Origin of the sequence: Bathymodiolus heckerae thiotrophic gill symbiont (assembly GCF_900128515.1) — a bacterium.
GTDB lineage: Bacteria > Pseudomonadota > Gammaproteobacteria > PS1 > Pseudothioglobaceae > Thioglobus_A.
The window spans coordinates 1-15,722 of sequence record NZ_FQTP01000011.1 but is presented as its reverse complement, the minus strand read 5'-3'; the positions used below and the strand labels follow the sequence as shown (position 1 = coordinate 15,722).

At 37.7% G+C, this 15,722-nt stretch carries 16 protein-coding genes and 1 riboswitch; of the genes, 7 read left to right on the top strand and 9 right to left on the bottom strand.

The features are described 5' to 3' along the window. Positions 1-2: 2 nt before the first annotated feature. Both BTHERMOSOX_RS02555 and BTHERMOSOX_RS02550 read left to right on the top strand, forming a co-directional pair. Positions 3-773 (top strand): ParA family protein, encoded by a 771-nt coding sequence (locus tag BTHERMOSOX_RS02555; RefSeq protein ID WP_138119122.1) that lies wholly within the window; start codon positions 3-5, stop codon positions 771-773. A 6-nt stretch (positions 774-779) separates the two neighbouring features. Continuing rightward, positions 780-1,622 (top strand): ParB/RepB/Spo0J family partition protein, encoded by an 843-nt coding sequence (locus tag BTHERMOSOX_RS02550; RefSeq protein WP_138119120.1) that lies wholly within the window; start codon positions 780-782, stop codon positions 1,620-1,622. 22 nt (positions 1,623-1,644) lie between these two features. Here the strand turns inward: BTHERMOSOX_RS02550 and lepB are convergent, their stop codons facing one another. Continuing rightward, complete coding sequence (lepB, locus tag BTHERMOSOX_RS02545; RefSeq protein ID WP_138119118.1) at positions 1,645-2,529, bottom strand: signal peptidase I; 885 nt, start codon at positions 2,527-2,529, stop codon at positions 1,645-1,647. A 90-nt stretch (positions 2,530-2,619) separates the two neighbouring features. Here lepB and BTHERMOSOX_RS02540 point away from each other — a divergent pair, with 90 nt between their 5' ends. Beyond that, positions 2,620-2,946, top strand: a complete 327-nt coding sequence (locus BTHERMOSOX_RS02540; RefSeq protein ID WP_138119116.1) for a TusE/DsrC/DsvC family sulfur relay protein — start codon at positions 2,620-2,622, stop codon at positions 2,944-2,946. Between the two features lie 66 nt (positions 2,947-3,012). On the opposite strand, the gene aroA is transcribed toward BTHERMOSOX_RS02540, so the two are convergent. From aroA to serC, 5 genes are read right to left on the bottom strand one after another with little or no spacing between them, the layout of a single operon-like run. After that, a complete protein-coding gene (aroA, locus tag BTHERMOSOX_RS11995) occupies positions 3,013-4,314 on the bottom strand; it encodes a 3-phosphoshikimate 1-carboxyvinyltransferase (RefSeq protein ID WP_138119114.1) in 1,302 nt (433 codons plus the stop codon). A 5-nt stretch (positions 4,315-4,319) separates the two neighbouring features. After that, complete coding sequence (locus BTHERMOSOX_RS11990) at positions 4,320-5,174, bottom strand: prephenate dehydrogenase (RefSeq protein ID WP_138119113.1); 855 nt, start codon at positions 5,172-5,174, stop codon at positions 4,320-4,322. Further along, positions 5,171-6,235: a histidinol-phosphate transaminase gene (gene hisC, locus BTHERMOSOX_RS02525; protein WP_138119111.1), complete on the bottom strand. Its 1,065-nt coding sequence runs from the start codon at positions 6,233-6,235 to the stop codon at positions 5,171-5,173. The genes BTHERMOSOX_RS11990 and hisC overlap by 4 nt, the downstream gene beginning before the upstream one ends. Further along, complete coding sequence (gene pheA / locus BTHERMOSOX_RS02520; protein ID WP_138119109.1) at positions 6,232-7,311, bottom strand: prephenate dehydratase; 1,080 nt, start codon at positions 7,309-7,311, stop codon at positions 6,232-6,234. Before pheA ends, hisC begins: the two co-directional genes overlap by 4 nt. Then, on the bottom strand, positions 7,304-8,383 hold the full coding sequence (gene serC, locus BTHERMOSOX_RS02515) for a 3-phosphoserine/phosphohydroxythreonine transaminase (RefSeq protein WP_138119107.1): 1,080 nt from the start codon (positions 8,381-8,383) through the stop codon (positions 7,304-7,306). Before serC ends, pheA begins: the two co-directional genes overlap by 8 nt. Positions 8,384-8,502: 119 nt before the next feature. Continuing rightward, a riboswitch (adenosylcobalamin-variant (AdoCbl-variant) riboswitch) is annotated at positions 8,503-8,576 on the top strand. Positions 8,577-8,667: 91 nt separating this feature from the next. On the opposite strand from serC, the gene BTHERMOSOX_RS02510 reads away from it, so the two are divergent. Genes BTHERMOSOX_RS02510 through cobO form a run of 4 tightly spaced genes read left to right on the top strand, consistent with a single transcriptional unit; the run spans position 8,668 to position 12,316 of the window. Beyond that, positions 8,668-10,407, top strand: coding sequence for a TonB-dependent receptor plug domain-containing protein (locus BTHERMOSOX_RS02510; protein WP_138119105.1), 1,740 nt, complete (start codon positions 8,668-8,670; stop codon positions 10,405-10,407). After that, on the top strand, positions 10,397-11,059 hold the full coding sequence (locus tag BTHERMOSOX_RS02505; RefSeq protein ID WP_138119103.1) for a Dph6-related ATP pyrophosphatase: 663 nt from the start codon (positions 10,397-10,399) through the stop codon (positions 11,057-11,059). Before BTHERMOSOX_RS02510 ends, BTHERMOSOX_RS02505 begins: the two co-directional genes overlap by 11 nt. 46 nt (positions 11,060-11,105) lie before the next feature. Beyond that, a complete protein-coding gene (locus BTHERMOSOX_RS02500) occupies positions 11,106-11,690 on the top strand; it encodes a hypothetical protein (protein WP_138119101.1) in 585 nt (194 codons plus the stop codon). Between the two features lie 5 nt (positions 11,691-11,695). Next, the gene (cobO, locus tag BTHERMOSOX_RS02495; RefSeq protein WP_138119099.1) at positions 11,696-12,316 is read left to right on the top strand and encodes a cob(I)yrinic acid a,c-diamide adenosyltransferase; all 621 of its coding nucleotides are present in this window, start codon (positions 11,696-11,698) and stop codon (positions 12,314-12,316) included. A gap of 56 nt (positions 12,317-12,372) precedes the next feature. Here cobO and BTHERMOSOX_RS02490 read toward each other — a convergent pair whose 3' ends face one another. From BTHERMOSOX_RS02490 to radA, 3 genes are all read right to left on the bottom strand, one after another. Further along, complete coding sequence (locus tag BTHERMOSOX_RS02490) at positions 12,373-12,714, bottom strand: hypothetical protein (protein ID WP_138119097.1); 342 nt, start codon at positions 12,712-12,714, stop codon at positions 12,373-12,375. Positions 12,715-12,879: 165 nt separating this feature from the next. Further along, entirely contained in the window at positions 12,880-14,145 is a 1,266-nt protein-coding gene (gene msrA, locus BTHERMOSOX_RS02485; RefSeq protein WP_138119095.1) for a peptide-methionine (S)-S-oxide reductase MsrA, read from the bottom strand. 85 nt (positions 14,146-14,230) lie between these two features. Further along, a complete protein-coding gene (gene radA, locus BTHERMOSOX_RS02480; RefSeq protein WP_138119093.1) occupies positions 14,231-15,592 on the bottom strand; it encodes a DNA repair protein RadA in 1,362 nt (453 codons plus the stop codon). Between the last annotated feature and the right edge of the window lie 130 nt (positions 15,593-15,722).

Sequence of the window (15,722 nt, the reverse complement as noted above, 5' to 3'; positions counted from 1 at the left end):
TAATGGCAATTACTCTAGCAATCGCAAATCAAAAAGGAGGGGTTGGGAAAACAACTACTGCTGTTAATTTAAGCGCTGCTTTGCGTGCAATTAAAAAACGCGTTTTGCTAATTGATATTGACCCGCAAGGAAATGCCACCATGGGTTGTGGCGTTGATAAATACATGCTAGAAAATAGCGTTTGTGAATTATTATTAGATGAATGTACTATTAACAAAGCCATTGTTCACGTTGATGATTCGGGCATTGATATACTGGGTGCTAACACCGATCTGATTGCTGCAGAGGTTGCATTACTGCGCGGCGTCAACTCTGAATTTAAGCTTAAGAATGCCATTAGCTCAGTTGCCAGTAATTACGACTATGTGATTATCGACTGCCCGCCTTCGCTCAACATGCTGACTATTAATGCCTTTACAGCTTCTGATGGCATCATCATACCCATGCAGTGTGAATACTATGCATTAGAAGGTTTAACCGCACTCATGCAAACCATTGATAAAATTAAGGAGACTACCAATCCTGAACTTGAAATCACCGGATTGGTACGAACCATGTACGACACGCGCAACAATCTTTCTAATGAAGTCTCTTTGCAATTACAACAGTACTTCTCGCACAAAGTCTTTAAAACCATTGTTCCTAGAAATGTAAAATTGGCAGAAGCACCAAGTTTCGGCCAAGATGCAATTTGCTATGCAAGATCATCAAAGGGTGCAATTTCATATATTTCCTTAGCCAGTGAAGTGCTAAGAAAAACTTCAATTACTTAAATTATTATGGCAAAAATTTCAAAATTAGGACGTGGCTTAGACATTTTATTAGGTCAAGTCAGTAACAATAATAAAGACTCAGAAAACAGCATGAAAATGCTAAGTGTTAGCGATCTTCAGCGTGGAAAATTCCAGCCTAGAGATGACATCGACCCTGAGACATTAAACGAACTTGCCGCTTCAATTACCTCTCAAGGTGTAATTCAACCTTTAGTTGTCAGAAAAGTCACTTATGATAAATATGAAATTATTGCAGGTGAGCGTCGCTGGCATGCAGCTCAAATTGCAGGTCTTAGCGAAGTGCCTGTTATCGTCCGTGAAATCGATGATCAAGTTGCCTTAGCTATTGGTCTAATTGAAAACATTCAACGTGAATCGCTTACACCACTAGAAGAGGCTAAAGCCTTACAACAACTGATTGAAGATTTTAAAATGACGCATGAAGAGATTTCAAGTGTTGTCGGCAGATCAAGATCAAGCGTCACCAACCTGATTCGTTTATTACAACTAGGTGCTGACGCTAAGGAATTACTCAGTAAAGGTAAGATTGAAATGGGTCATGCTCGCGCACTACTACCTTTAAATGAAGAAGATCAAAGCACAATAGCCAATCAAGTGGTGGCTAAATCTTTGTCTGTTCGTCAAACGGAAGAGCTGGTTAAACGCGTATTGAACCCAAAGACTAAAACAACTTCAGCGATTGACCCTCATATCTCTGATTTGATGCGCTCACTATCAAAAACACTAGACTCTAAAACTGAAATTAAAACAGCAGGTGACAAAGGCAAGATCATTATTCATTACAAATCTGCTGATGAGCTTAGCAATATCTTAAAACATATTAACTAATCTGAATTTTTTTGACTACATGCTAGTCAAAACTACCGATTCGCTCAAACTTTAATGAGTCATCGTAATGCATCCAAATACCGAACGCTTTACCAACAATATAACTTTCTGGCACAAAACCCCAGAAACGTGAATCACTACTGCGTGATCGATTATCACCCATAACGAAATAATGCTCTGCTGGTACGGTTGCTTTCACCCCTCTTGAAGCTCTATTCGGATCAAGCAAAATATCATGTGGATTGGTTTCTAAAAACTCACGCTTATGCCTGAATCCAGTCATGTCGGTGCCTGATTCGACCCCTTGATAATCTTTAAAATTTTCATAAGCAATCTTAACGCCATTAACGCGTAACTGATCTGCATGATAAACAACCTCATCACCCGGAATGCCAACAATGCGTTTAATAAAATCAGCGCCCTGATATTTGTCATTTTTTTCATAATTAGGATATCTAAAAACAATCACATCGCCTCTTTTAGGTTTTTCAAATTCGATTAGTTTTTTATTTATAACTGGAATGCTGATGCCATAATTAAACTTTGATACCAAAATAAAATCACCCGTCAGCAGTGTTGGCATCATAGAATTTGATGGAATTCGGAATGGCTCTACAATAAAACCACGCAATAAAAATACCAATAACAACACTGGGAAAAATTCTGCCGACCATTGCACCATCTTGGGGCGATTTTCATATTTTTCATTTTTATTAAAACGCAAAAATAAAATAAAATATACAAATTTTTTAAATCCTGTTTTGTCAGGGGTTAGATGGCTGGTTTTATCAGACTTATTAAAAATTAAATGATCAAGACTAACGATCATAAAAGCGGTGATTAAAAACAGCGCTAAGTAAGATGAAACGTCCCAAGCGAAGAATGGCGATGCGTTTTCAAGTGTCATAAATAATATCCGTACAAAAAAAAGGTAAAGTAAAACCTCGTTATTATATAATAAGTTCTTTTTATAGATTTTCACATTGGAGGAAATACAATGGCATTAGCAGATTTAGAAAGAGATGGTCACGGTTACTTAGTAAACTTAACGGATTGGAACGAGGATATTGCTCAAGAAATTGCAGCAGAAGAAGGCGTTGCATTAACTGACGACAGCTTTAAGTTGATCAACTTCTTGCGCAATGAATACATTAACAACAACGCTAATCAGCCTAACGAACGTAACATGGTAAAAGGCTTGAAAGCTGACTGGGATGGTAAATTAGGTACAAAAGAATTGTACGCATTATTCCCTAAAGGTCCTGCTAAGCAAGCGGGTAAAGTTGCTGGACTTCCAGAGACTAGACGTAAAGGTGGTTACTAAGCGCTTAGCTTTTTAACTCATAAAAAAGGCGCTCATTGAGCGCCTTTTTTATTGTCCTATTGTTTTCTAAACTTCAACAATACTCATGCCAGCTGAATTAGACAGTTCAACAAAGTTTGGAAAAGAAGTCATCACATTATCAACGCCGTTAATTTCAATTGGATAATCACATCTTAATGATGCCACTGCAAATGACATTGAAATACGGTGATCATGATGAGATTCAATCATCGATGTTGGTTTTTTGAATTGTCCGCCTTGAATTTTTATACCATCTTCCAATACTTCATTTTCAATCCCAAGAATATTCAAACCATCCGCCATCACTTGGATGCGATCTGATTCCTTTACTCGCAATTCTTTGGCACCTGTTAATATAGTTTCTCCCTGTGCACAAGATGCTGCAATAAATACAGCCGGAAACTCATCAATAGCTAATGGCACTAATGCTTCTGGAATATGAATACCTTTAAGTTTAGATGATTGAATGCGAATATCAGCCAATAGCTCACCACCAATTTCACGCTCATTAGACAGCGTAAGATTTGCACCCATTAGTTGTAATATATTAATGACACCTGTACGGGTTGGATTGACATTAACACCTAACAAAGTAACGTCTGATTTTGGTGCAATCGCTGCTGCAACCATAAAAAATGCCGCTGATGAAATGTCACTTGGAACTTGAATTTCAGTCGCGGTTAATTCGCCACCACCTGTTAAACACATTTGGTTAGCGTTAACACGAACATCGTAGCCCAATCCTTTAAGCATACGCTCGGTATGATCACGCGTAGGCGTAGGCTCAGTTACACAAGTATCGCCATCGGCATATAAACCTGCTAATAGTACGCAAGATTTAACTTGAGCAGATGCCACTGGCAAATCATAATGAATGCCTTTAAGTTTTTGACCGCCGGTAATTTTCAAAGGTGGCTTACCGTCATTACTATCAATCACCGCACCCATCTCTTTTAACGGGTTGATTACCCTATCCATTGGGCGTTTTGATAATGATTCATCACCAATTAGCTCACAATCAAATGCTTGAGCTGCAAGAATGCCTGACATTAATCTAATAGAGGTACCTGAGTTGCCTAAATTTAGAGGATTTTGTGGTTTTTTTAGTCCATTGATACCAACACCATGAATAATTACATTATCGCCATCACGCTCAATTTCAACACCCATAGCTTGAAATGCTTTAAGTGTAGAAAGCGCATCTTCACCTTTTAAGAAGCCGCTCACCTTGGTAACACCTTTGGACAGCGATCCCAACATAATAGAACGATGTGAGATTGATTTATCTCCTGGAACTTTTAATTCTCCTGACAACGTCGTTGCCGGACTTGCTATAAACTTACTCATAATATTTAGTCTTTTAGCCAGCCATCTCTTGCAGATTTTGCATCGGAAAATAATTTCTCTAGCGCTTCTGGCTGGTTGTTTTTAATCAAATTGGCGATATTATCCAAACTCTTTTGATAACCCTCAATGTGCTTAACAATTTGCTCTGGATTGTTAATACAAATATCGCGCCACATCACCGCATCACTCGAAGCAATGCGTGAAAAATCTTTAAACCCACCTGCTGCATAATCACAAGCATCTGGATCGTTACTTATTAAATAATCCATCAATCCAAATGCCAGCATATGTGGCAAATGCGATGTCATGGCTAATAAATCATCATGTTTACTGGTATTCATAATTTCCACCTTAGCACCTATAGCTTCCCATAATTCGCTCACCGTAGCAACAGATTGAGTATTGGCATTAACTTCTGGGGTAATAATAACGCGCTTATTGTTAAATAGGTTAGCATCTGCCGCCTCAACGCCACTTTGCTCTTTGCCAGCAATTGGGTGAGCGGGAATAAAATTCTCAGGCACCGTTTCAAATACTTGTCTAGCCATATCAACTACACTAGTTTTAGTACTACCCACATCAGTCACAATCATCTTTTCTGTTACATGTGGCTTGATCATTTCTAGCACTGATTTAAAACTATTAACTGGGGTGGCAATCAATATCAAACTAGCACCAACCAATGCTTGAGCAATATCTAAAGAGTATTCATCGATAACGTTTAATGCTTGGGCTTTAATTAAGTTTGATTCATTTCTACCGAAACCAACAATGGTTTCAACTTGGTTAGATTTTTTTAAACCTGCCGCAAAAGATCCGCCAATCAAACCTACTCCAATAATACAAATTTTGTTCATCATAATACTGACTTTAAAGCATCTAAAAAATCTGATATTTCTCTAGAGGTGCCAATTGATACTCGTAGGTAGTTTTTCATTTCTACAGGACGCACAATAAATCCAAGCTCTAATAGTTGCTGGTAAAGCTTTGGAGCATCCTCAACCTTAACAGCAATAAAATTAGCAGAAGACGGTATATAGCTTAAACCCAACTTATCAAAGCCTCCGGCTAATTGCTTTAAGCCATTTTTATTAGCCATCACCGAGCGCACTAAGTGTGATTGGTCATCCAGCGCAGAAACTGAGGCCACTTGAGCGATATGATTAACATTGAACGGTTGGCGAATACGATTAATATAATCAGAAATTTTGCTACTTGATACGCTATAACCCACTCTTAAACCAGCCAAACCATAAGCTTTCGAAAAAGTTCTAGTAATAATTAAATGCTCAAATTCCTTTAACCAGCCAATCGCCAAATCCTCTTCATCTAAATACTCAAAATAAGCCTGGTCCAAAACCACGGTAATTGAAGTTGGTACGCGCGATAAAAATGCATGTATCGCCTCATTTGCTAGCAATGTACCTGTCGGATTATTCGGATTTGCAATAAAAATTAACTTAGTGTTGTCTGTTATTGCCAACAACATCGCCTCTAAATCATGGCCAAAATCTTTGGATTTTGTCACAACAGCTTGAGCGCCTAATGCTTGTGTAACTAGAGGATAAACCACAAAAGCATATTCGGAGAATATTACTTCGTCCGTACTTTGGCAAACATAAGCTCTAGCAATAAGCTCTAAAATATCATTCGAGCCGTTACCCAAAGTAATCGCATCAATCGAAACATCAAGATGATTACCAATGGCTTGTTTTAATTCAAAACCATTGCCGTCAGGATAGCGATCAACTTCTGTGATTGCTTTTTGCATTGCCTCTAAAGTTTGCTGACCAAGTCCTAACGGATTTTCATTGCTAGCGAGTTTAACCACTCGATCAAGCCCAAGCTCTCTTTGAAGTTCGCTGATAGGCTTACCACCCTGATATGGCTTCAGGGATTTGATGCTATCACAAACACTCATAATACAGCGACTGGGTATGAACCCAAAATGCTCATTTTTTGCACACGATTATCTACTTCAGCTAATGCCGATTTAACTTTAACATCGTCTTGATGACCTTCAATATCGATCAAGAATAAATACTCCCATTTAACCCCAGGGATTGGGTGGCGTGCAATCTGTGCCATATTGATACCTTGATCTTTAAACGGCTCAAGCAAATCTAGTAAAGCACCTGCTTCGTGTTTTGTGGTCACCAAAATTGAAGTTTTATCGTGACCAGAAGGCTCAACAGACTCTTTACTTAAAATTAAGAAACGAGTGGTATTTCCAGTTCGATCTTCAATATTTTTAGCAATTCTCTCCAAACCATACAGACTTAAAGCCGCTTCAGAAGCAATTGCTGCAGCGCCCACTTCATCTTTAACAATTCGTGCCGCTAATGCATTAGAGGAAACTTCCTTTAAAGTTACATTTGGGTAATGATTTGCCAACCAGCGCTGACATTGATCCAGTGCTTGTTGATGCGCATAAATCACTTTAATTTCTTGCGATTGATCAGCACTCATTAACTGGTGTGCAATAGATATTTCCACCTCGCCACAAATCTTAAGATCTTGCGAATACAGCATATCAACCGTACCGCCAATTACACCATTCGAGGAATTCTCAATTGGTACAACACCATAGTGTGCATTACCTTTTTCTACTTGATGGAATATCTCATCGATACTACCACAATCCAGGGTTGATACTGCATGGCCAAAATGCTTTAAAGCTGCCTCTTGAGTGAATGTTCCCTCGGGGCCTAAATACGCAATATTTAACGGCCGCTCTAGCGCAAGACAGGCCGATATAATTTCACGGAAAATATGTGCCATATCTTTATCTTTAAGCTGACTATCGTTACGCTCAATAATAGAACGCAACACTTGAGCTTCGCGCTCAGGACGGTAGAAAACACTATTAACATCTTCTGCTATTTTAACTTCGGCCACTTCGCCTGCCAAATCGGCACGATTACCAATAAGCGTCTGAATTTCTTTATCCAACGCATCAATTTCAATTCGTAATTCTGCTAGTGTTTTTTTACCCATGCTGTTTCTCAAAATCTGCCATAAATTCAATTAATGTGTCCACGCCACTCTCTGGCATAGAATTATAAATACTAGCGCGCATTCCGCCCACAGACTTATGCCCTTTAAGCGCTAATAAGTTAGCATTATAAGACTTTTCTAGGAACAGTTTATCAAGACTATCATCTGCCAAAATAAATGGCACATTCATCCATGAGCGATATTTTGGATTAACTGGATTTGAATAAAAATCAGAACTATCAATTGTTGCATAAAGCTTACTGGCTTTGCGCTCATTAATAGCCTCTATTGCCTTAATGCCACCTTGCTCTTTTAACCACTCAAATACACGCCCCGCTGCATACCAAGGAAAGGTTGATGGCGTGTTATACATTGAATTATTATTAGCCTGAGTTGCATAATCAAACAAAATGGGTTGCTTTGGCACAACATCACCAATTAAATCTTCGCGCACTATCACTACCGTTGCACCCGCCATGCCAATGTTTTTTTGTGCACCCGCATAAATCACACCAAACTTGGAAACGTCAATTTCACGAGACAAGATAGTGGATGACATATCTGCTACAATCGGCATATCTACTTCAGGGATAAAATCAAACTCTAGGCCAGCAATGGTTTCATTTGATGTGTAGTGCAGATAAGCACTATCTTGATCAATATTCCAATTTGCAAAATCTTCAATATCTGTAAATTTATTAGCCGTACTATCTGTGCAAATATTCACCTCACAATAACGCTGCGCTTCAGCAATCGCCTTAACTGACCAATGCCCCGTATTAACGTAGCTTGCTTTAGTTTTGCCTCGTAGTAAATTAATTGGCACCATTGAAAATTGTGCAGAAGCGCCGCCTTGCAAAAATAACACCTTATAGTTATTTGGAATATTCATTAACTCACGTAAGTCTTGCTCGGCCTTTTGTGCCACTTGCATAAAATCAACACCACGATGAGAGATCTCCATCACTGAAGCTTTAGCATTGCCATACTCTAGTAATTCTTCTTGAATCTGGCGTAATACCGATTTAGGTAGTGCTGCAGGACCAGCACTAAAATTGTAGATTTCACTCATTAACAATATTCCTTAAAAATTTCAATTTATTTTACGTTAATATCACTTAAATTTTTGCTTGAAACAAGCCTGGCAATTAAACCAACTAATATAGCAATAAAACTCTATAATATGCGCAAAGTTTAAATCACTGGAAGTTAGTTAAATTCTAACACTGCCCTCGCAACGGTAAAGTCCGATACACATTTAAACAACAAATTAACAACTACGATGGGTGGTGAGTTAGATTAACGCATCACTGCGCAATGTCTACTCTCGCTCGTTAATAATTTAACGGAGCAATCATGAATATCAAACAACTCTCTTTAGTCACTAGCATTTCAGCACTAACTTTTTCTACAGCAACCAATGCAGTATTAGGCCCTATTCCTATTTATTTAAACTCAGAATACAGGACAACTAATCCTGTTATCGGCTCTATTGCATCCAAGATTGTTGTAAGCAAAGAAGAAATTGAACAAAGCGGTGCAAGAACTTTTCTAGAATTACTTGCAACTATCCCTTCAGCCAACCTTGAGGCGGGGCAAGGTAGTACTGCAGCTATACGAATTCGTGGTAATGATGCTAGACATACAATTGTACTTGTTGATGGCATTAAAGTTAGTTGGTACGGACAGCCTCATTTAGAGATTATTCCGTTTGATCAAATTGAAAGAGTTGAAATAATCAAAGGGCCGTATTCTTCTTTGTATGGTTCTGGAGCTATTGGTGGCGTAGTACATGTATTTACTAACAGAGAATCAAAAGATGGAGAACATAGCTCAATTAATATTTCTTATGGATCTCATAATAGTAAAAAAATAAGCTACTCATCCAGTCTACAGAAAGATGGTAATTATATAAATTTCACCGTTAGTGATTATCATACTGATGGCATTGATGCTAAAAAAACAGGCAGTACAGATAAAGACTCTACTGATAGGAGATCATTTGGCATAAATTTCGGTAAAAATTTTTCTAAAAATACAAATGTTAGGCTTGGTATTCTAGACTCAAGTGCAGATGTTCAATATGATGATGGTACAAATAATAATGATTTAAATCAATACAATGTAGAAATCAATCATATTCTTGCTAATGGATTGCGATCTAAATTAACTTATGCTCAAAATAAACAATCTTATTACGGCTCTGACTACAAGGAGAGCGATCTTACTTTTGCAAGTGAATTTAATGTTGACAATGGATTGTTAAATGGTGGAATGTCTTTTCAAAAAGATGAGAAAGCCTCCGGAACAACCCATAACTCAAATACAGATATTTTTGCACAATGGCAACGAGTAGTCTATGGCAATGATATTGTATTCGGATTTAGAAATATAGACCATGACAGATTTGGCAATCACCTTACATACAATCTAGGCTTAGCCAGGAACTTAAGCTCAAATTGGAGGATTTCTGGCTCATATGGCAAGGCAACCAAACTCGCATCAATTTCAAAAACTGATGCCAATATTGCGCAAAACAGAACTGAATTAGAGCCAGAGCAATCAAAAAATATTGAACTGGGTATTGAAAAAAAGAGCAACTGGGGTACGGCATCTATCAAAGCTTATAAAAATAAAGTTGATAGTTTTTTTAAATATAACGGCCCATGGGGATCGCATTATTACACTAATGATGGAAGATATGACATAAAAGGTGCTGATCTTACGGTTATGGCTGATATATTAAATTTAGATGTAAGTGCTGAGTACTCTTATAACAGTTCGATCAAAAATGGCACCTCACATCAAACAGGAAGAAGGCCAAAACATTCAATTGGAATTACTGTAAGGAAGCAAATAGGAAAATATAGTAATAGAGTAAATATAATTAGTAAATCGTGGGCTTGGGATACAAATAGTGGATCTGATAAATTAAATGGATATACACTTGTTAATTTTGCCACTAGCTATGATTACAACAATGCATGGAAGGTTACTGGAACTCTAAATAACGCTTTAGATAAAAAATATGAAGTTGCAAAAGACTATAATCAACTAGGTCGTACTTTTAATATAGGAGTGACACATAGCTTCTAAACGAACTTTGTTATCATGGAGTAGCGGCAAGGATAGTGCTTTTGCCTTGCATCTACTTCTTAAAGATTCAAGTATTAATCTCTCGGGTCTTTTTACGACAGTCAATCAAGAGTTTGATCGAGTAGCTATGCACGCCACTCGTGTTAAGCTATTAAAACAACAAGCTGATGCTTGTGGACTACCTTTGCATATTATTAAAATTCCTTTTCCTTGCTCGAATGCTGATTATGAAAGAATCATGTCAGAGTTTATAGTTAAGATTCAAAATGATAATATTGAAGCTGTAGCATTTGGTGATTTGTATTTAGAAGATATACGCGATTATCGAATCAAACAAATGGATGGCACTGGCATTGAGCCAATATTCCCTTGCTGGGGAATTGACACTCAAGAGCTATCTAAATGCATTATTGATATTGGCATCAAGGCAAATATCACTTGTATTGACCCTAAACAGATATCAACTGATTTTGCCGGGCACGCTTTTAATCAAAACTTACTAAAGTCCTTGCCAAGCAGTGTCGACCCTTGCGGGGAAAATGGTGAGTTCCATACCTTTGTATACGACTCACCAGACTTTAGCAGCCCTGTTGATATTGCCCAAGGTGAAACTGTAGAGCGAGACGGCTTTGTCTTTACCGATTGGCAATAACATTGACTATAATAAAACCATTAACTTTGAATAACAAGGATTTCAAATGACAGATAAAATCAATAAAACCAGGACCATATTTGCTGTATTTATTATGGTATTACTTATGATTGCTACACGTGGCCACTCTAATTGGTTATCGGCCTTTGTGCATTTGCCTGACTTTACCATCCCTGCTTTATTCATTGCTGGCATTTACTTGCGCAAATTTTGGGTAGCTTTTGTGATCATATTAAGCGCTGTGGCGATTGATAACTATGCAATCGTACATGAAGGTGTTAGTGCTAATTGCATCACCCCCGCTTATAGTGTATTACCACTTACTTACTACGGAATCTTTTGGATTGGTAAATATATTAGCAGCCTAAAGCTTGACACTAGTATTATAAAAAATGCACTAGTTGTTATTACAGCGACAAGCACTCAATGGCTTGTAGCAACTTCAAGCTATTACTTCTTTACAACTACTTATGCAAAAACAGGTTGGGTTAATTTCCCTGACTACGTAGCGCAGTGGTCAGTGGCTGAAATCCCATTAGTGCTTTATTGGATGGTTGCAATTACTATTATTTTCACTCTCAACCATCGTTATTCGTTTATCCCATATTTTTCAGCACAGAAAACTAGCTAAAATCCATGGCAGACAATCAATATAAGAAATACCCCAAGGGCACTTCTTACAGGGCGCGTATGCAGCGCAAGAAAAATCATATTGATTCTCGCATACAAGAGGCTAATATTGATAAAGGCATTATCGTACTGCTAACCGGTAACGGCAAGGGTAAATCATCATCTTCACTAGGCATGGTTTGTCGTGCACTTGGCTACAACATGCAAGTTGGTATTGCCAAGTTTTTAAAAGGTATGCAAGATACCGGTGAAGATGCATTCCTAGCAAAACAACCCAACGTGCAAACTGCTTTCATGAAAACCGGCTTTACTTGGGATACACAGGATAAAGAATACGATACTGCTATGGCAGTTGAGACTTGGTCAAAGGCACAGGGTTATTTAAAAGACAAGTCTATTGATTTGGTCGTACTTGATGAGCTAACTTATATGATTAGCTATAAGTACTTAGATGAACAGATGATCCTTGATGCGCTAAACAATCGACCAAAAAATCAACATGTAGTTATCACAGGGCGAGCTGCATCTAAAAGCTTAATTGATATCGCCGATACTGTTAGCGAAGTGAAAGATATCAAGCATGCTTTTAGAGCAAACATCAAAGCTCAAAAAGGAGTTGATCTTTAATATAAACAAAAAAACTGAGAATGAAGCCCTTAGGTTTTAATTGGATTTTGTAAAACTTACTCTATTCCATATATCTCATTATTAACGATCATCCTCCATATTTTAGAAGATTTATTTCCATAAGAAACATTCTTACTAAGTAATATTGCAGTTGGGGCGTGGGCATATTGGTACCCCTTAGTATTACAAGTAACATAAGTATCATCGCGAAAATTAATATTTCTGCCTACTTCACACCCTTGAAAAGCAGACTCAACTCTGCCATTCTCATGCTCAAAGCTGTCTATGATTTTTGTACTTTCAATAGTCCAACCAACGCTTTTTTCCCATACTGATTCAAAATTTGCAGAAGAAGATATAGATACTACTAAAAAAATTGCCAAAATAAATTTATTCATTGTCTATCCTTGTTTGATTGTATTGCTTAATACTAAACTATACCAACCTTTCAGTCAATCAATATAAAAATACTAAATATTTTCAGATATACTCAAGGTAAAACCCTTAATTATTCACTTTCTCTTTAGCTCCAAGTAAGTTTTTGTTAGTAGAGGATATTGACGTTAATTTTTGTCATTTTTCCGAGGTATAAACTCCAATACAGTAGCATTAATGCAATATCTTGATTTGCCATTAGGACCATCATTGAACACATGACCTAGATGAATATCTGAACTAACAGAGCGTATCTCTGTGCGAGTCATACCAAAGCTATTATCCGCTTTTTCATACACCTCTCCTGTTACCGGTTTGGTAAAAGACAACCATCCAGATTTTGAATTAAATCGATCACGTGTATCAAATAACATTCTGCCTGATAATTTATCCACAAATACGCCGTCAGGTGTATTTTTAAAAATATCGTATTGCTTACAAAATCTGCCATCTGTGGCTTTATTAAAAGCAACATCAAAAGCTTCTGACGATTTTCCAAGTTTAAACTCACCCAATGCTTTATAAAATTCACTCGGTGACATATATCCTTGCTGAGCCCAAACTTCTTTACCATCTTTAATAAAGAAAATAGTTGGCGTTGCCCAGGTTGGTGTTTTTAAATCAAAACCTTGTAGTGCAGTCATTGGGGTGCTTCTAAGGGGAATGCTGCCTTTATATTTTAAGGTTACATTTTTTTCAAATTGTAAACAGTATAAACACGAGCCTTTATCTTCTGCTTCGATCACTAAAATTTCCATACCACTAAGTGGCTTGACTATCTCATGTGCTACTTGCTTTTTTATAGATTGATCAAATTTCACACCAGTAGCATGATTAGGGCAATAACCGTTTGGATTTTTAACTAGATAATTTTGATGATAATCCTCTGCAGGCCAAAATTTATCTAATTGTTTAATTTCGGTAACAATCTTGCCATGACCTTTAGCAGTTAATAGCTTTTGAAATTTTTGCCCAGTACTTAGTGCAATTGCTTCTTGATTTTTTGTAGTCCAATAAAGCGCCGAACGGTAATTATTACCAATATCAGCTCCTTGTCCATTTACCTGCGTTGGATCATGAATTTCCCAAAAATTTTTAATCAAAGATTCAGTTGATACCTTCTCTGAATTGTAACTAACCTTGACCACTTCGGTATGATTAACCAGCATTTTATCAACTTCGAGTTCACTTTTATCAGTGAGCCCAATATTTTCTAAAAAACTAATAAAACCTGAACTTTGAAGATTTCGATTTTTGAGTACTTCATCATAACTAGGGTTGGGATAACTACCGCCAGCATAGCCAGAGGTCACCTCAACGACACCATCTATTTTTTCAAAGTTTTTTTCCACACCCCAAAAGCAACCAGCTGCAAACACAATTTCTAATACCATTTTTTCACCCTTAAACAATAAATAGCTTATCTATTATTACGTCATACATAGATAAAAAGTTTCAAATTTTAGTAAAATAAAACAGCTAGGTATTCTCACTCATATATTGGAGAGCTTGATACAGATACTCTACTGGAATTATTTTTAGCCCTTTAGGCGTTTTTTTAGGTAGATTACCCTTTGGTATGATTGCCACCTTAAAACCGTGTTTTTGCGCCTCTGATAGACGCTCAATCGCATTGTAGACTGGACGAATCTCACCAGTAAGTCCAACTTCACCAAATGCAATCCAATCATTGGGAATAACTCGATCTCTCAGACTCGACATAATAGCGAACATCACCACCAAATCAGAAGCAGTTTCATTAACTTTGATGCCGCCAACCACATTTACAAATACATCTTGATCGTGCGTAGCAATACCGCCATGCTTGTGTAGAACTGCTAATTGTAGTGCTAGGCGATTTTGATCCAGACCAACACACACACGTTTAGGATTGCTGCTAGCTTGATCAACCAAAGCTTGTACCTCAACCATTAATGGACGAGTCGCTTCACGTGTAACCATCACCATGGATCCTGGCGATGTCTTAGCTTGATTAGATAAAAATATAGCCGAAGGATTGTCCACTTGTTGCAAGCCTGTTTCACCCATGGCAAACACACTGATCTCATTCACCGCACCAAAGCGGTTTTTAACCGCACGGATAATACGAAAACGACCGCCCGCATCACCTTCAAAATACAACACAGCATCAACCATATGCTCAAGAATTCTTGGGCCAGCAAGTGCACCACCTTTGGTCACATGACCAATCATTAGTAAAATAGTATTAGTTTGTTTGGAGAATTGAGTTAATTGCGCGGCGCAATCACGCACTTGAGTCACCGAGCCTGGCGCTGAAGTTGAGCCGTCCGTGACCATGGTTTGGATCGAATCAATGACAATGACTTTTGGCTTGACTTCTTTGACCAGCTTAATAATTTTTTCTAAATGGGTTTCGCTTAATAGCAAGATATCTTCATTAATACCCAGGCGAATCGCTCGATCGCTAATTTGTTGCGCCGACTCTTCACCACTCACATATAAGGTTGTATTGGTTTTGTTAATGGCTGCCATGGCTTGTAAGATAAGGGTTGATTTGCCAATACCCGGATCACCACCAATTAATACCACCGATCCATCTACCAGGCCACCGCCCAAAGTATGGTCAAGCTCACTTAAACCTGTACTTAATCTGGCTCTATTTTCAGTTTTAATCTCGGCTAGGTTTTGCACCTTGGAAGCAGGAATATCTTGCAAACTTGCAGGTTTTGAAGAAGTAGCTTGAGATAAGACAACCTCTTCTAAACTATTCCACTCTTTACAAATTAAACATTGCCCCGCCCATTGTGACTGCGAAGCGCCACATTCTCTACAAACAAATTCAACCTTAATTTTTGCCATGCTAGCCCATCCTTAATGAATATGGAAAAATTCTGCAAGATACTAAGTTATTAATTGCACGGCAAATTTTAAAATTGATAGTTATTCTTAACAATGAAAAATTTAACAAAGCAAGAAATGACTTAGCGCC